Raw genomic sequence first — 16,080 nt, forward strand, 5'->3', positions numbered from 1 at the left:
GCGCCTGGCAAGATGAGAGGCGCCGACCGGGGCGAGCGCGGGTTCACGACCTGCCAATATTTCCGGCCGCCTGCTCCGGCTAGTGATACCACCCAATCTTGTTCAAGCCGGCCCCCAGATAGCCTCGCCGGCATTGCGCTTGACGACCACTTCAGGCTTGCCAATAGTTTGAACCACTGCCCGCCGGCCGAATCCAAATAACAGGACAACATAAACCGGGCGTATTGCCGCGCACTGCGGCAAACAGTTCTGGCGACAGATGGAGTGCGCTTCATGAGCATGAAATCACCAGAGATCGTCCCGGCCCCGGACGAGTCGTTCCGCCGTGTTGTCGAATGGGCTCCTGCGGCGATGGTCATGGTCGACAGCGATGGCCGTATCGTATTGGCCAATGCCCAGGCCGAGCGCGTGTTCGGTTACAGCCGCGCGGAACTACAAGGGGAACGGGTCGAAAAGCTGGTGCCGGAACGATTCGCGGCACGGCATCCGGGCTATCGCCATGGCTTTCTTGACGATCCACATCCCCGACCGATGGGCAGTGGGCGCGACCTTTACGCCCGGCGCCGCGACGGCAGCGAGTTTCCGGTCGAGATCGGACTGACGCCCATCGATTCCGGACACGGATTCATGGTGCTGGCGGCGATTGTCGACATTACCGAACGCAAACGCCTGGAGGAACGTTTCCAGCGCGTCGTCGAGTATGCCCCGAGTGCGATGGTCATGATCGACCATGACGGGCGGATCGTCCTGGTGAACGCCCAGACCGAACAGCTTTTTCAATACCAGCGCAGCGCCCTGATTGGTCAGACGGTCGAGATGCTGGTCCCGGAACGCCTGCGCGGCGAGCACGAACATTTTCGTCGGGGCTTTTTCGATGCCCCACAACCGCGCCCGATGGGGGCCGGACGGGACCTCTTCGGCCGCCGCTCGGATGGCAGCGAGTTTCCGGTCGAAATCGGCCTGAATCCGATCGATACCGAAGAAGGCATGATGGTGCTGGCGAGCATCGTCGATATCACCGAGCGCCAGCGCGCCCAGCAGAAGCTGGAAAGTGCCCTGCAGGAGAAGACCATCCTCCTCAATGAGGTACATCACCGGGTGAAGAACAATCTGCAGGTAATTTCCAGCCTGCTCAACCTGCAGGCCACTCATACCAGCGACCCGCGCCTGCGCGCCGCGCTCGGCGAGAGCCAGAGCCGCGTTCGCGCGATGGCGCTGACCCACCAGTTGCTTTACGAGCGCAAGGACTACTCCCGGATCGACCTTGGCGAATACCTCGAACGCCTGGCACAGTCGCTGTGGGGGACTTATCACGAATCGCGTGCCAACGTTGTGCTGGCCCGGGCATTGCCTGACGAAAGGCAGTTTGTCGATTTCGACCGTGCCATATCCTGCGGACTGGTGGTGAACGAACTGGTCACCAACGCCTTCAAGCATGCCTTTGCGGATGGCCGCGGCGGCGAAATCCGCATCGAATTGCAGGAATCCGCTGATGAACTCGTCCTGATCGTTGCCGACGACGGCGCCGGTTTGCCGGAGGGTTTTGATCTGGCCAAGGTAAGCTCGCTCGGGCTACAACTGGTCCCCCTGTTTGTCGAACAGATCGGCGGCCGTTTTTCGCTTGAGCCCCGACCCGGGGTGCGGTTTGCAATGGTTTTCCCCAACGACAAGTCGAAAGAGGGGTCATCATGAGCACGATGACACCAGTTAATCTAATGATTGTCGAAGACGAGCGCATTGTCGCCTTCGACCTCAAAAACCAGTTGCAGGCCTATGGCTATGAGGTCGGTGCGACAGTGGCCAGCGGCGAACAGGCCTTGCAGCGAATTGCCGAAATCGCCCCGGACCTGGTGTTGATGGACATCCATCTCGACGGACAGATGGACGGCGTCGAGGCCGCCCTCGAGATTCAGTCCAGGCACCAGATTCCGGTCATCTATCTGACCGCCTATGCCGAGGACGACACTTTGCGCCGGGCCCTGGCCAGCCGCCCGTTTGGCTATCTGGTCAAACCCTGGGACGCCAGGGAACTGCACGCCACCATCCAGATGGCGCTGGCCCGCCGGGAAATCGAGGTGGCGGTGGAAAAGAGCGAACTGCGCCTCAAGCTGGCGATGGATGCTGCCTCGCTGGGGGTTTTCGAGTGGTTGCCGCTGGCCAACCGCCTGCACGGCGACGGGCACCTCCGGGCCCTGTTTGGCGACCGTCCCGTGCCGCTCGACGAATCCCGGGAATGCTTCCTGTCCCGGGTCGATACCGAAGACCGCGAGCGGGTGATGAACATGCTTAGCGCGACACTGGCCAGCGACGACCCGGTTCGCGTCGAATTCCGCACCGTGGGGAACAACGGCGAGCCGCATTTTCTCGAAGCGCACATCAAGGCCCACCCGAGCCCGAAAACCGAGCGCCGTATCGTCGGCGTCCTCCAGGACGTCAGCGAGCGCCACCGCAACGAGGAACATCTGCGGCGCTCCAGCGTCGTTTTCGAAACCACCGCCGAAGCCATCGTCATCACCGACGCCCGGCGCCGGATCATCGCGGTCAACCCGGCCTTCTGCCAAATCTCGGGATACAGCGAGCAGGATGCCCTGGGATTCGAACCCGCCATCCTGCTCCGGGCGCAGCGCCAGGGCCTGGACTACGCGCGCCTGTTCGAAGAGCTGGTCAATGGCCGGGAAGGCTATTGGCAAGGCGAAGTCATCTGCCAGCGCCAGGGCGGCGAGAGCTTCCCGGCGTGGCAGAGCCTGAGCGTGGTCCGCAACCTGGCCGGTGTGGTCAGCAACTTCGTGATCGCCTTCTCGGACGTCAGTGGAATCCATGCCGCCGAGGCCAAGCTCTACCATCTCGCCCACCACGATGCGCTGACCGGCCTCCCCAACCGCCTGCTGTTCGACGACCGCTTCAGTCAGGCGATTGAACTGGCCAGCCGCCAGCAACAGCAATGTGTACTGCTCTTTCTCGATCTCGACAGTTTCAAGGTGGTCAACGACACCCTCGGTCACAGCATCGGCGATGAATTGCTGCGCGTCGTCGCCAGCCGCCTGCGCGGCACCCTGCGTGGCGCCGATACGATCGCCCGCCTGGGCGGCGATGAATTTGTCGTGCTGGCCGGCGGAACCAGCCCGCAATATGCAGCAGAGCTCGCCCAGAAGATACTGAACACGCTGAGCCCCCCGATCAGTCTCGCCGGCGACAACGTGACCGTTTCCGGCAGCATCGGCATCGCCATCTATCCGGATGACGGGAAAGACCGTCATCAATTGATGCGCGCTGCTGATATTGCGATGTACTCCGCCAAGGCCGGTGGCCGCAACGGCTATCGCTTCTATGCCCAGGACATGGCCGAGCGCAGCAACCAGCGCCTCTATCTGGAACAGGGATTACGTCGCGCCATTGAGGCGGATCAGTTGCTTGTCCACTACCAGCCCCAGGTCGATCTCGCGGATCGTCGGGTGACCGGCATCGAAGCGCTGGTCCGCTGGAATCACCCCGAACTCGGCATGATTCCGCCCGGCCGCTTCATTCCGGTTGCCGAGGAAAGTGGCGTCATAGATCGCCTGGGGCCGTGGGTCCTCGAACGAGCGTGCCGGGAAGCCCTCGGCTTGAAAGACGCGACCGGTCGCCAATTACAGCTTGCCGTCAATGTCTCCGCCCGCGAGTTCATGCGCAGCGACTTCATCCCGGTAGTCCGCGAAATCTTGCTGCGCACAGGATTTCCCGCCACGGCCCTGGAACTGGAGATTACCGAAAGCACCTTGCAGGTGATCGAGCGTAGCGTCGAAGTACTGCGTGACCTGAAGTCACTCGGTGTCGCGGTCAGCATCGACGACTTCGGTACCGGCTACTCCTCGCTCAGCGTCCTGCGTGACCTGCCGATCGATCGCATCAAGATCGACCGCTCATTCATCCATGACCTCCCCGAAAACACGGGGGGAATAGCCATTATCGAGGCCATGGTCGCCCTGGCCAGATCGCTGCAGTTGGCGATCATCGTCGAGGGCATCGAACGGCCGGAACAGGCTGCAATCCTGCTGCAACTGGGCTGCCAGTCTGGGCAGGGTTATTTGTTCAGCCGTCCGTTCGCCCACGAGCAGTTACTCGTTCTGCTGGCGAATGCTGCACTGTGAGCGCCGCCGAAAGAATCCATTGCGACCACAGCGCACGATAGAATGCGGCTAACTTGAACGCCTCGCCGGGCCCAGGCTCTGACCGCGTTTTTTCGCGACTTCCGATCCAGGCTCCACCATGCCCCAAGTTTTGAATCCCTACAGCGACTCCGTCGCTGCCGACAAAATCGTCGCCGCTACCCAGCAATGGCTGGAGCGTGCCGTGATCGGACTGAACCTCTGTCCTTTCGCCAAAAGTGTCTTTGTCAAAAAGCAGGTGCGCTATGCCCTGAGTGCGGCCAGCACGGCCGACGGCCTGCTGGCCGAACTGGAAAACGAACTGAAGCGGCTGGCCAGTACGGAATCAGCCGAACTCGACACCACCCTGCTCATCCACCCGCAGGTGATGACAAATTTTCTCGACTACCACTTCTTTCTGGCCGAAGTTGACGCGCTGAACCGCAACCTGGGGTTCGATGGCGTTTTCCAGATTGCCAGCCTGCATCCGCAGTACGAGTTTGCCGGCAGCGAAGCGGACGATATCGCCAATTTCACCAACCGCTCGCCTTACCCGACGCTGCATCTGCTACGCGAGAGCAGCATCGACCGTGCCGTGGCGGCCTTCCCGGATGCGGCGGACATCTTCGAGCGCAATATCGAGACGATGGAACGCCTCGGCCACGCCGGCTGGAAAAAGCTCTGGCTGGTCTAAAAGATTGTTGCTGCCTGCTGCCTAGCGGGGAATGATCGGCACGGTATCCGAAGCGTGCTTCTTGACCTGTTTGGCGTGCTTCTTTTCCTTGGGGGAAAGAAGTGCATGTTTCTTTACTTCCTTGTTGCTCTTGGTCGTCTTGCCCATGATCTGCTCCTTGGAGGAACCGGTAAACACCGGCATAAATTCAGTATAGGCCGATGTCGGACAATTAACCGGGTGACGAAAAATATGCCTTGCCAGGCTCCGGCAAGGCTCACGGCTTACTTCTCGGTCAGCGTCATCAGGATGTCGGCATACCAGGCGCAATTCAGGCCCAGCGCCTCATCCAGCTCAAGATCGCGTGAGCCGACATCGAGCCGCGCCGAATGCACGCCGAGCAACATCCAGGGCAGTTCACCGAGCTCCGGCGCCGGTTCGGTGACGCGCATGACGACGGGCGCGCCGCTGGTGCCCCGGTGTGTGCGGGCATCGGTCAGGAAAAAGCCCTGGCCCTGGAAACGCATCCCGAAAGACGAGGCGATGATGGCGTGGCGAACCACCGGCATGTGATGCACCGTGTCGTGAAACCCGAGCGGGAAGCCGACCACCAGCAGCGACGAACCAACCTCCACCTGATCGAAGCGGCCGAGCAGATGGTGTGGCGTAAAAGCATGATAGACAGCAGTACTGGGCAGTGCGGCACGTTCGATCTCGAGCACGGCGACGTCGATATCCCCCGCGGTATCGAGACCATCGCGCCAGACCCCCTTGCCGTTGCGGTAGAGCGGCATCGAAAAGCCGGTGGAAATGGCAATATTGTCCGGATCGACGTGCAACTCGATCTCGATGCGATTCGGAAAGTGCTTGCTCGGCTCATCGAACATGACATGCCGACTGGTAACCAGAAATAGCCGCTCGCCGCGCTGGAAGAAAAACCCGCTGGCGTTGGTCAGATGCCGCTTCTGATCGAAGGTCGAGATGCGGGCGGCGGTAAGCAGTATGGTTTCAATCATGGCGGGTTGCCCTCTTGTGAATCGGGCCGGATGGCCTCGGCCAGCGCAGTGTCGCCAATGCCGTTATGTTTTGAGAATAGCACCGATAATCCGCCGCGTCGGGCTTTCCCGGCGAGCCCGATAGCTGCCATCCAGACAGCTCCCGCTAAAATCTCCTCATGACTTTCCTCCCGTCCATCCGCTGCCGGCTCGCCCTGCTGTTGCTCCTTCCCCTTCCCGCACTGGCCTTGCCCGGTTTCGCGGAGGTCAGAACCGCCTATGTGCCCTCGGAGGCAACGCTGCTGGCACGCGATGGCAAGACGCTACACAGCCTGCGGGTCGATCCGACGGTACGCCGTCTGGCCTGGACGCCGCTCGCCGGTATTGCCCCGGCCTTGCTGCGCGCAGTAATCGTTTCCGAAGACAAGCGCTTTCTCGAACATGACGGGGTGGACTGGCCGGCGGCCGGCAAGGCTGCATGGAACAATTTCTGGGGCAACAAGACGCGCGGGGCGAGCACGCTGACCATGCAACTGGCCGGGCTGATCGACGAGGACGGCCAGCGCCGGGGCCGGCGCAGTATCTTCGGCAAACTGACGCAGACCACCGCAGCGCTACGCCTGGAAGGCTTCTGGAGCAAACGTCAGATTCTCGAGTCCTATCTCAATCTGGTCAGCTTTCGCGGCGAGCTGCAGGGCGTCGGCGCGATGAGCCGCAAGCTGTTCGGCAAGTGGCCGCACGGCCTGGACGAGCGTGAAGCGGCGCTCGCTGCCGCCCTCCTCCGCTCGCCCAATGCGGCGCCGGCCGTCGTGGTCCGGCGCGCCTGCAACCTGTTGAAGGAAATGAACCGCCCCGGTGAGTGCGAGGGACTGGAAGGTTTTGCCGCCCAGGCGCTGAGTGGCGGACTGAACGCCGGCGAACGCGATGCCAGCGAACAACTGGCACCACACCTCGCCCGCAAGCTGCTCGGCCAGCCCGGGCAAGAGGTCCGCTCCAGCCTCGATGCCGATCTGCAGCGCTTCGCAACGGCCGCCTTGCGCCGCCATTTAGCGGCCCTGCGCCAGCAGAATGTCGAAGATGGGGCGCTGCTGGTCATCGACAACGCCAGCGGCGAAATCCTCGCCTGGGTCGGCTCGAGCGGCGATCTCTCCGATGCCGCCGAGGTCGATGGCGTGACCGCCCTGCGCCAGGCCGGCTCGACGCTGAAAGCCTTTCTCTACGCACAAGCCTTCGAGCGCCGCCAGCTGACCCCAGCCTCGCTGATCGAGGACGCGCCGCTGACGCTCGATACCGGCAACGGCCTTTACGCCCCGCAGAATTACGAACCGCACTACCGCGGCTGGGTCTCGGCCCGCATGGCGCTGGCCGGCTCGCTCAACGTACCGGCGGTCAAGACGCTGGTCCGCCTGGGTCCGGATCGCTTTCACCAGCGCCTGCAGCAGACCGGCTTCGCCAGCCTCAAGGAAAGCGGCGAATGGTACGGCTACAGCCTGGCCCTCGGCTCGGCCGATATTTCACTGCTGATGCTGGCCAATGGCTACCGGACGCTGGCCAATGGCGGCCGGTGGTCGCCATTGCGCGTCACGGCGGCCCCGACGACGGCCTCGATACCCTGCCGGCGCGACGGCTGCGCCGGGGTTTTCACCGGCCAAGAGCACGCCGCCTACACCCCGCCCAGCGCCTTCTTGGTCGGCGACATCCTTGCCGACCGCACTGCCCGCGCCGCCACCTTCGGCCTCGAATCCTGGCTGGTCACGCCCTACTGGGCCGCCGCCAAGACCGGGACCAGCAAGGACATGCGCGACAATTGGTGCGCCGGCTATTCGCGGCGCTATACAGTGGTGGTCTGGGTCGGCAATGCCGGTGGTAGCCCGATGCACGACGTATCCGGGGTTTCCGGTGCGGCACCGGTCTGGCGCGAGGTGATGGACTGGCTGCATCGCGGCGATGCAACGGCCGGCCGACCCCGGGTCGAGAGCCGCCCGCCGCCCGCCCCGCCGGCCTCGTGCGCAGCACCATCCGCTTCGCGCCGCCACGCGAGCCGACCCGTAGCGAGTGGTTCGTCGCCGGCACCGAAATGCCGGTCGTTCGGGCTGCCGCCGCCCAGGCGCTGGCCCGTATCGCCTACCCGGCCGACGGCAGCGTCATCGCCCTCGACCCCGACATCCCGCCACAGCGCCAGCGCGTCCCGCTCCGCCTCTCGGCACCGGCGGCGCCAGGCTGGATCTGGCGGATGGACGGAAAATCGCTCGGCAATGCCAACGTCAATACCCGTTGGCTACCGCAACCGGGCCGCCATCAACTGTCTCTGGAAAATGGCGCGGGCCGGACCATCGATGCCGTTGTCCTTGAAGTGCGAGCCCTGAAGGGACGGGCGAAATAGCGGGATTGCCAGCCCGTCATAAAGGAGTAGATTGAGCTAATACAATAATCAAAGCTCCAATGAAGGGAGGATCATCATGTCGAACATGAGCATCCGTGGGCGGCTGATCGGGCTTGTCGCATTTCTTGCCCTTGCCTTGATCGTGACCGGCAGTATCAGCGTCTATATCGCCCGCAGCGCCGAAACCGAAATCGAATCCATCTACAAGCACGAGGCCATCCCGATGCGGGAACTGGCCCGGATTCGCCGTCTGGTCGTCGAAAACAGCGGCCAGATATTCCGCGCCATGCAGCACAACCCGTCCTTCGACTACGCCAAGCTGCATGACCATCCGGTCACCCTGCACCTCGACGTGATCGAGAAGAACCTGAAATGGATGGACGAGACCTTCGTCTCACTGAAAGCCAATCTGCTGCCGGCTAGCGAGGAACTGAAGCTGATTCAGGAATTCGAGCCGCTGTATGCCAAGTATGTCGGCGAAGTCGTCCGGCCAACCTTGAAGGCACTACTCGACGGCGACTACTCGGCTGCTACCGTCGCGCACTTCCTCAAGGCGAACGGCCAGTTCGAAGCCAAGATGAACCCGATGATGCGCAGCGTTGCCGAAGCGCAAGAAAAGGCGGTCAGGACCAGCTACGAAACCTCGACCGCCGAGAACCGGCGATTCATCTGGGCATCCCTGATCACGCTCGCTACCGGCCTGCTGCTCGGACTGCTAATCGCCGCCTATACCATCCGCTCGATCACGGTGCCGCTGGGCGAGATGGCGAAGCTGATCATCCGCACCGCCCGCGACAAGGATTTCACCGGCAGCATCCCGATCCGCAGCCGGGACGAAGTCGGGCTGACGGCCGAAGCCTTCAACGATCTGCTGAAGACATTGCAGCAGAGTCTGGCCGAGGTACGCCAGGAAATCGTCCAGGTCGACGAGGCGACATCGACCCTCGCCCAGGCTTCCACCCAGGCGGCACAAGCCTCGGCCGAAACCAGCGAGTCTTCGTCGTCGATGGCGGCCTCGCTCGAACAACTCTCGGTCAGCATCACCTCGGTTTCCGACCACACCCGCGAGGCGCTCGCCTTGGCCAATCTGGCCGGCGAACACTCCGAAACCGGCGGCACCGTGATCGGCAACGCCGTCTCGGCCATGGCCGACATCGCGGTCGAGGTCAAGGGCGTCGGCGCGACAATCACCGAACTCGGCGAACACTCCGAGCGCATTTCATCGGTGGTCCAGGTGATCAAGGACGTCGCCGACCAGACCAACCTGCTCGCGCTGAATGCGGCCATCGAGGCTGCCCGCGCCGGCGAACAGGGCCGCGGTTTCGCGGTGGTCGCCGACGAAGTGCGCAAACTGGCCGAACGGACCACCAAGGCGACCGGCGAGATCGCCGGCATGATCGCGGATATCCAGAGCCGTTCGAAGAGCGCCGTAGTGGCCATGGAAAACACCATCGGCCACCTCGAAAGCGGCACCGAACTGGCAACTCGGGCCGGGGAAGCAATCGCGGCAATTCGCAGCGCCAACAGCGAGGTTCAGCGCGTTTTCGCCGATATCAACGAGGCCATGCACGAACAGGGCGCCGCCAGCTACGACATCGCCCAGAAGGTCGAGCGCGTAGCCCAGGCATCAGAACAAAGCAGCACCAGCGTCGGCGTTTCGGCCACCGAGGCGGACAATATCCGCAGCCTGACCAACCGCATGCGGGCCAACGTCGAACGCTTCAAGACCTAGCGCCCGAGCGTCATCAAGGCGGCCACGCGCTGGTCGCCTTGTGGCAAACTCCCGCCATGCACGCGCTCCCTCATCTCGCCACGGCCGACTGGCTGGCACTGGCCGCCTTCTTCATCTGCTGGGCCGGTTACGCCTGGTTCTCCGAGCACAGCCGCTGGGGTGATCGCGGCCTGGTACGGACCAGCCAGGGCTATCGCCTGGAATGGGCGCGGCGCATGCTGGAACGCGATATCCGCGTCGCCGACTCGACGCTGATCGGCAACCTGATGACCAGTGTTTCCTTCTACGCCAACACCACGATCTACATCATCGCCGGCCTGGTCGCCGCGCTCGGCGCTTCCGACAAGCTGCTCAGCGTCACCGCCGAACTGCCCTTCGGCGGCGTCGGCAACCGCGAGTTGCTGGAAATCAAGCTGATGCTGGTGCTCGCCTCCTTCGTTTTCGCCTATTTCAAATTCACCTGGTCGCTACGCCAGTTCAACCTGGTTTCCATCCTGGTCGGCGCCGCCCCGAACACAAGGCTGGACAGGCCGCCGACGAAACCTACGCCCGCCGTGTGGCCGGCGCCAACAGCCTGGCCGGCGACGATTTCAATCGTGGCATCCGCGCCTACTACTTCGGCCTCGCCGCCTCGGGCTGGCTGCTGCATCCGGCCATGCTCGGCGGTCTGGCGATCACCGTATTGATCGTGCTCTACCGCCGCGATTTCCGTTCGCCGGCGCTGGCCCTGCTACGCGGCGACGCCTGAGTCGGATGAACGCCCGCAACCCGCTGGCCGGCATCGCCTTCGGCCTGCTCGCCTACGGCATCTGGGGCTTCTTCCCGCTCTTCTTCCGCCAGCTTTCGCATCTCTCGCCAATGGACGTGCTGTCCAACCGCGCCGTCTGGGCCTTCGTCTTCGTCGCCCTGCTGCTCACGGCGCGCCGCAACTGGGGCAAGGTGCTGGCGGTGTTCCGGACGCCGCGCCAGTTCGCCATGCTCGCCCTCGCCGCGCTGCTGGTCGGCAGTAACTGGCTGATGTTTCTGTGGGCGGTGGCCAACCAGCAGGTGGTCGCCTCCAGCCTCGGTTATTTCCTGACGCCGCTGATCAATGTGCTGCTCGGCCTGGTCGTCCTGAAGGAACGCCTGAACCGCCTGGAATGGATTTCCGTCGCATTCGCGGTCGCCGCCATTGGCAATGAGGTCATCGCCCTCGGCGGCCTGCCCTGGGTCTCGCTGTTCCTCGCCGCCACCTTCGGCACCTACGGCCTGGTCCGCAAGCAGGTGCCGGTCGACGCCCTGTCCGGTCTGTGGCTGGAAACCCTGGCCATGCTGCCGGTCTGTGCGATTTACGCGCTGTGGATGGCGCAGACCGGCCACCAGGTATTTGCCGCCCACGACCTGACGACCGCCGCCCTGCTGGTCGGCGCTGGCATCATCACCGCCGTGCCGCTGATGGCCTTTGCCGCGGCTACCCAGCGCCTCGACCTGGCGACCGTCGGCATGCTGATGTACATCAACCCGACCCTGCAGTTCGCGACGGCGGTATGGATTTTCGGCGAACCGCTACAGACGGTCCGTCTGGTCAGTTTCGCGCTGATCTGGAGCGGCCTGTTCGTCTTCAGCTGGAGCGCCTGGCGCAAATACCGAAAACCAGCCTGACGGCACAGTCACGGGCCGTGATGAAAAATGTCAATGCTATAAATTTGGCATTTTTCGGAGTTACAATCCGCGACACTGGACATTTCAGGGACATTCGTCATGCGCTTCTTGACGCACAGCCTCATCGCCGCCGCGGCAATCGTCGCCGCCATCTCCGCCCAGGCCGAGAACGGCGTTAGCGAACACAGCATCCGGATCGGGCAGTCGGCCGCCCTCTCCGGCCCGGCCCAGGGGCTCGGTCAGGAAATGCGCAGCGGCGCCAAGCTGTATTTCGACCAGATCAATGCCAGCGGCGGCATCCATGGCCGGAAAATCGAACTTGAATCGCTCGACGATGGCTACGAGCCGGACCAAGCCACCGCCAACACCAAGAAACTGATCAATGACAGCAAGGTCTTCGCGCTGTTCGGCTATGTCGGCACCCCAACCAGTCAGGCCGTACTGCCGCTGGTCAATGAGGCGCACATTCCCTACATCGGCGCCTTCACCGGTGCCCAACTGCTGCGCGAGCCATTCAATCGCAACGTTTTCAACGTCCGCGCCAGCTATTTCGACGAAACCGAAAAAATCGCCGAGCAACTGACCACCGTCGGCGTCAAGAAAATTGCCGTGCTCTACCAGAACGATGCCTACGGCAAGGCCGGCCTGGCCGGTATGGAAAAAGCGCTGGCCAAACGCCAGTTGAAACCGGCAGCCACCGCCACTATCGAGCGCAACAGCACCGATGTCGAGGCCGCCGCCAAGACCATTCATGCCGCCCAACCCGACGCCGTCCTCGTCGTCAGCGCCTACAAATCGGTGGCCGCCGTCGTCCTCGCCCTGAAGAAGCTGGGCAATGCCGCCGCCATCCACAATCTGTCCTTCGTCGGCAGTGTGCCGCTGGCCAAGGAACTCGGCAGCAGCGGCATCGGCGTGCATATCGCCCAGGTCGTTCCCTTTCCGTGGAGCGGCACCCTTCAGGTTTCCCGCGACTATCAGAGTCTGGTCAAGAAGGCCGGGCGTGACAACTACTCCTTTACCGAACTCGAGGGCTTTATCGCCGCCCGCGTTCTTGGCGAAGGCCTGCGCCGGGCCGGCCGCGATCTGACCCGCGACAAGCTGGTAAGTGCCCTGGAAAGCATGAACAAGGTCGATATCGGCGGCTTTCCGATCAATTTTTCATCGGCCAATCACAACGGTTCGAACTTTGTCGACCTGACCATCATCGGCAGCAACGGCAAGTTTCTGCACTGAGTGCCGGCGAGATCCGGCCGTCCACGGCGAACCGCCAGCATTCCGGTATAGTCCGGGCGATGTCCCGGCTGCTCATCTACACCATCGTTTTCATCGAAGGCTTCTGTTCGCTCGGCGCCGAAGTCATCGCGCTGCGCCGGCTGGTACCGCACATCGGCAGTTCCATCGTCGTCACCGCCCCGACCATCGGCTTCTTTCTGCTCGCGCTGGCCCTCGGCTATGCCTCCGGCGCCAAGGTGGCCGCCCACTACGCCAGCGTCGTCGCCCGCAACTTCCTGATCGCCGCCGCGCTGGCCGGCCTCGGACTGGCAGGCATTACCGTGGACTGGCTGTTCCTCCACCTGCAGCCGGTGCTGATCGCCTATCTCGTCTTCATCGGCACCATCCTCTGCCCGCTCGCCTGGCTACTCGGCCAGACGGTGCCGATCCTGACCAACCTGATCAAGCACGAGCGTACCGGCGAGGCGAGCGGCATGGCGCTCTACTGGTCGACGCTGGGCTCCTTCCTCGGTTCGCTCTCGCTGTCGCTGCTCGTCATGCAGTGGCTGGGCGTCTCGGCCGCCGTCTTCACATGCGCCCTGGGGCTGGCCTTCGGCACCCTGTTGCTCGCCCGGCGCGATGCCAGGATCATCTTCTTTTCGTTGGCGACCGTCGCGCTCGCCGCCGGCCTCAATCTGCGCCACGAGGTAACCGCCGACACCGCCTACGCCGAATATATCGTCGGTGACGTCGACCTGCCCGGCCAGAACGACCCGCGCGCCTTCTGGGTCAACAAATCGACCGCCTCGCTGATCGATGATTCCGAACCGCCCAACTACACGCGCTACATCAACCATTTGCGGCAAATCCTGCTCGACGATCTGGGCTTCAAGGACCGGGAAATCCTCGTCCTCGGCGCCGGCGGCTTCACGCTGTCCCACCGGGAACCGCTGAATCGCTACACCTATGTCGATATCGATCCGGCGATCAAGGCAATTGCCGAAAAACACTTCCTGCGCGAAGCGGCACTGGGCGAATTTATAGCCGACGACGCGCGGCGCTTCGTGGCGACCAGCGAGCGCCGCTTCGATGCCGTGGTGGTCGATGTCTACAGCTCGCACACCTCGATTCCCAGCCACCTGGTGACCCGCGAATTCTGGGCCGGCACCCGCCGCGTGCTGAAGCCGGACGGAGTACTGCTCGCCAACCTGATCCTCGACGGCAAGCTGGAAACCCCCTACGCCCGCAACCTGCTGGCCACCATCGACAGCGTCTACGGGCGCTGCGCGGTCGATGTTCTGCACAAGGCAAAAGCGCTGGCCAATGTCGAAGTCAGCTGTTTCGCCAGCAGTCGGCCGGCTGCAACCGGCATATACGTCGATGAAAAGAACCGGGCCGACCTCGATCTGGCCCGTTCGCGCTAGCCTTTCCGGCGCAGCGCCATGTGCGCTGTAATCATGGCCGGAATCTGCTGATCGAGTTCCGAGCCTTTTTGGCAACCGAGCATCAGGTGCAACAGGCCGCTGGTGAAAGCCCAGGTGTCGCGTGCCGTCGCCAGCGGGTCGAGGCCCGGGCGCAAATGGCCACCGTCTCCGGCCCGTCGGTACATACGCTCGATCTTTTCGAGAAACACGAAGGCCGGACGACCGACCTCGTCCTGGATGCTGGCGAATTCATCGACGTATTCGCAGCGTGAAATCATGATTTCGAAGACTTCGCGCACGATGGAACTATCCTCGAGAACACGGAAAAACTCCTTCAGCGAAGCCTCGATGGCATCGAGCGGATTGGCGAAGGAATCCGAAAACAGAATGGCGTCAGTGCGCTCCACCATGGGGGCAAAGACGTCGGCGCGCATGGCAAGGAAAATTTCCGCCTTGTCCTGAAAGTGCCAATAGACCGCCCCCCGCGTCACGCCGGCGGCCTTGGCGATCTTCTCGCAGGTCGAGCGGCTGACGCCGTGCTGGTGGAAGACCTGACGTGCCGATTCAATGATGTCCTTGCGGGTCTTTTCCGCTTCTTCCTTGGTTTTTCTGACCATTCTCTCTCTCCCGGCCGGCACTTTTTCTACCTAGCCGTTGTCATTATCAAGCCATCAACACGGCGGCTCAAAACAATTTACATACATCCGTGTTTGTATATAATAGCCGAAAAATTGCCTATTAGGAGCCCCCAATGACTGTCGAACATCTGCCGCGGCGCACTGCCCTTTCCCTGATCATCGCTGCTACAACCGTCTGCGCCGCCTTACTGGCCGGCTGTTCGGACAGCAAACCAGCCGCCGGCCCGGCCATGGGGCCATTGCCGGTTACCGTACTGGAAGTCCAGCCGCAACGCGTACCCTCCTCGGTCGAGGTCATGGCGCAAACCGAAGGTGCCCGCGAAACCGAAGTCCGTGCCCGCGTCGCCGGCATCCTGGTCAAGCGGTTGTATCAGGAAGGCGAGACGGTCAAGGCCGGCCAGCCGCTGTTCCAGATCGACCGCTCGACCTACGAGATCGCGCTGGCCGATGCCAAGGCCAAGGCCGAACAGACCGGTCGCGAAATGAACCGCCTGAAAGGCCTGATCGAGGCCAAGGCGATCAGCCAGAAGGAATACGACGATGCTTCCTCGAACAACGCCATCGCCCAGACCGCGCTGCGCCAGGCCGAACTGAACCTGTCGTGGACCACGGTTACCGCCCCCGTCGGCGGCACCACCGGCCGCGCCGCGAAGTCGGAAGGCAACCTGATCACGGCCGGTGCCGACAGCCTACTGACCTCGATCTACCAGAGCAACCCGATCTGGGTCCGTTTTAGCCTGGGTGACAGCGACCTGGCCAAGCTGGCCGGCGGCCGCGTCACCGAGAAGAACGTCAGCGGCGTTGAAATGATCCTCGCCAACGGCAGCGTTTATCCGAAGAAGGGCAAACTGAACTTCCTGGCCAGCAATATCGACACCACACTCGGCACCCAGCAGTTGCGCGCCGAATTCGACAATGGCGACAACCAGTTGCTGCCCGGCCAGTTCGTCCGTGTCCGCCTGCTCACCGGCGAGCGCGAAGGCATGTTCCTGGTGCCGCAGTCGGCAGTGGTGCAGACCGAGCAGGGTGCCATCGTCATGCTCGCCGGCGAAGGCGACAAGGTCGCGCCACGTCCGGTGCAGACCGCCGAATGGCGCGGCAAGGACTGGGTCATCACCGGCGGCCTGAAAGCCGGCGACAAGGTCATCATCGACAACCTGATGAAGCTCCGCCCCGGCGCCCCGGTAGCCCCGCATCCGCCGGCAGTGCCTGGCGCCGAACCTGCTGCCAAACCGGCGCCGAAGGCTTAAGGAGCCGC

Annotated in this window: 12 protein-coding genes and 2 pseudogenes; 11 read left to right on the plus strand and 3 right to left on the minus strand. The window is 63.0% G+C overall.

All coding sequences use genetic code 11. The features are described 5' to 3' along the window. Positions 1–273 precede the first annotated feature (273 nt). The 3 genes from NQE15_RS19660 (at position 274) to NQE15_RS19670 (ending at position 4,818) form a co-directional block, all read left to right on the plus strand. The gene (locus NQE15_RS19660; RefSeq protein ID WP_265943953.1) at positions 274–1,692 is read left to right on the plus strand and encodes a sensor histidine kinase; all 1,419 of its coding nucleotides are present in this window, start codon (positions 274–276) and stop codon (positions 1,690–1,692) included. Then, entirely contained in the window at positions 1,689–4,127 is a 2,439-nt protein-coding gene (locus NQE15_RS19665) for an EAL domain-containing protein (protein WP_265943955.1), read from the plus strand. Before NQE15_RS19660 ends, NQE15_RS19665 begins: the two co-directional genes overlap by 4 nt. Positions 4,128–4,245: 118 nt before the next feature. Continuing rightward, complete coding sequence (locus NQE15_RS19670; RefSeq protein ID WP_265943957.1) at positions 4,246–4,818, plus strand: DUF1415 domain-containing protein; 573 nt, start codon at positions 4,246–4,248, stop codon at positions 4,816–4,818. 21 nt (positions 4,819–4,839) lie between these two features. Here the strand turns inward: NQE15_RS19670 and NQE15_RS19675 are convergent, their stop codons facing one another. Next, entirely contained in the window at positions 4,840–4,965 is a 126-nt protein-coding gene (locus NQE15_RS19675; protein ID WP_265943959.1) for a hypothetical protein, read from the minus strand. Positions 4,966–5,081: 116 nt separating this feature from the next. Further along, entirely contained in the window at positions 5,082–5,813 is a 732-nt protein-coding gene (locus NQE15_RS19680; RefSeq protein ID WP_265943961.1) for a S1 family peptidase, read from the minus strand. Between the two features lie 158 nt (positions 5,814–5,971). Between NQE15_RS19680 and pbpC the strand changes: the two are divergent. The 7 genes and pseudogenes from pbpC to NQE15_RS19715 form a co-directional block, all read left to right on the plus strand. Next, a pseudogene (gene pbpC, locus NQE15_RS19685) lies at positions 5,972–7,705 on the plus strand (penicillin-binding protein 1C); the annotation flags it as partial. A gap of 164 nt (positions 7,706–7,869) precedes the next feature. Further along, a complete protein-coding gene (locus NQE15_RS19690) occupies positions 7,870–8,175 on the plus strand; it encodes a hypothetical protein (RefSeq protein ID WP_265943963.1) in 306 nt (101 codons plus the stop codon). A 76-nt stretch (positions 8,176–8,251) separates the two neighbouring features. Then, positions 8,252–9,907: a methyl-accepting chemotaxis protein gene (locus tag NQE15_RS19695; RefSeq protein WP_265943965.1), complete on the plus strand. Its 1,656-nt coding sequence runs from the start codon at positions 8,252–8,254 to the stop codon at positions 9,905–9,907. Positions 9,908–9,963: 56 nt separating this feature from the next. After that, positions 9,964–10,655, plus strand: a pseudogene (locus NQE15_RS19700) (DUF599 domain-containing protein). A gap of 5 nt (positions 10,656–10,660) precedes the next feature. Beyond that, the gene (gene rarD / locus NQE15_RS19705) at positions 10,661–11,548 is read left to right on the plus strand and encodes an EamA family transporter RarD (protein WP_265943967.1); all 888 of its coding nucleotides are present in this window, start codon (positions 10,661–10,663) and stop codon (positions 11,546–11,548) included. 99 nt (positions 11,549–11,647) lie between these two features. Further along, positions 11,648–12,781: an ABC transporter substrate-binding protein gene (locus NQE15_RS19710; protein WP_265943969.1), complete on the plus strand. Its 1,134-nt coding sequence runs from the start codon at positions 11,648–11,650 to the stop codon at positions 12,779–12,781. Between the two features lie 59 nt (positions 12,782–12,840). Beyond that, on the plus strand, positions 12,841–14,184 hold the full coding sequence (locus NQE15_RS19715; protein WP_265943971.1) for a fused MFS/spermidine synthase: 1,344 nt from the start codon (positions 12,841–12,843) through the stop codon (positions 14,182–14,184). On the opposite strand, the gene NQE15_RS19720 is transcribed toward NQE15_RS19715, so the two are convergent. After that, positions 14,181–14,801 (minus strand): TetR family transcriptional regulator, encoded by a 621-nt coding sequence (locus NQE15_RS19720; protein ID WP_265943973.1) that lies wholly within the window; start codon positions 14,799–14,801, stop codon positions 14,181–14,183. The two genes, NQE15_RS19715 and NQE15_RS19720, sit on opposite strands and share 4 nt — an antisense overlap. A 134-nt stretch (positions 14,802–14,935) precedes the next feature. Here NQE15_RS19720 and NQE15_RS19725 point away from each other — a divergent pair, with 134 nt between their 5' ends. Beyond that, on the plus strand, positions 14,936–16,072 hold the full coding sequence (locus tag NQE15_RS19725; protein WP_265943975.1) for an efflux RND transporter periplasmic adaptor subunit: 1,137 nt from the start codon (positions 14,936–14,938) through the stop codon (positions 16,070–16,072). The last annotated feature ends 8 nt before the right edge of the window (positions 16,073–16,080 follow it).

The sequence above is a fragment of the Dechloromonas sp. A34 genome (assembly GCF_026261605.1).
Lineage (GTDB): Bacteria > Pseudomonadota > Gammaproteobacteria > Burkholderiales > Rhodocyclaceae > Azonexus.

Bases quoted from the DNA above. Each gene is read 5' to 3' on its own strand.
- NQE15_RS19660 (WP_265943953.1), top strand. From the start codon at position 274: ATGAGCATGAAATCACCAGAGATCGTCCCGGCCCCGGACGAGTCGTTC.
- NQE15_RS19665 (WP_265943955.1), top strand. From the start codon at position 1,689: ATGAGCACGATGACACCAGTTAATCTAATGATTGTCGAAGACGAGCGC.
- NQE15_RS19670 (WP_265943957.1), top strand. From the start codon at position 4,246: ATGCCCCAAGTTTTGAATCCCTACAGCGACTCCGTCGCTGCCGACAAA.
- NQE15_RS19675 (WP_265943959.1), bottom strand. From the start codon at position 4,965: ATGGGCAAGACGACCAAGAGCAACAAGGAAGTAAAGAAACATGCACTT.
- NQE15_RS19680 (WP_265943961.1), bottom strand. From the start codon at position 5,813: ATGATTGAAACCATACTGCTTACCGCCGCCCGCATCTCGACCTTCGAT.
- NQE15_RS19690 (WP_265943963.1), top strand. From the start codon at position 7,870: ATGCCGGTCGTTCGGGCTGCCGCCGCCCAGGCGCTGGCCCGTATCGCC.
- NQE15_RS19695 (WP_265943965.1), top strand. From the start codon at position 8,252: ATGTCGAACATGAGCATCCGTGGGCGGCTGATCGGGCTTGTCGCATTT.
- rarD (WP_265943967.1), top strand. From the start codon at position 10,661: ATGAACGCCCGCAACCCGCTGGCCGGCATCGCCTTCGGCCTGCTCGCC.
- NQE15_RS19710 (WP_265943969.1), top strand. From the start codon at position 11,648: ATGCGCTTCTTGACGCACAGCCTCATCGCCGCCGCGGCAATCGTCGCC.
- NQE15_RS19715 (WP_265943971.1), top strand. From the start codon at position 12,841: ATGTCCCGGCTGCTCATCTACACCATCGTTTTCATCGAAGGCTTCTGT.
- NQE15_RS19720 (WP_265943973.1), bottom strand. From the start codon at position 14,801: ATGGTCAGAAAAACCAAGGAAGAAGCGGAAAAGACCCGCAAGGACATC.
- NQE15_RS19725 (WP_265943975.1), top strand. From the start codon at position 14,936: ATGACTGTCGAACATCTGCCGCGGCGCACTGCCCTTTCCCTGATCATC.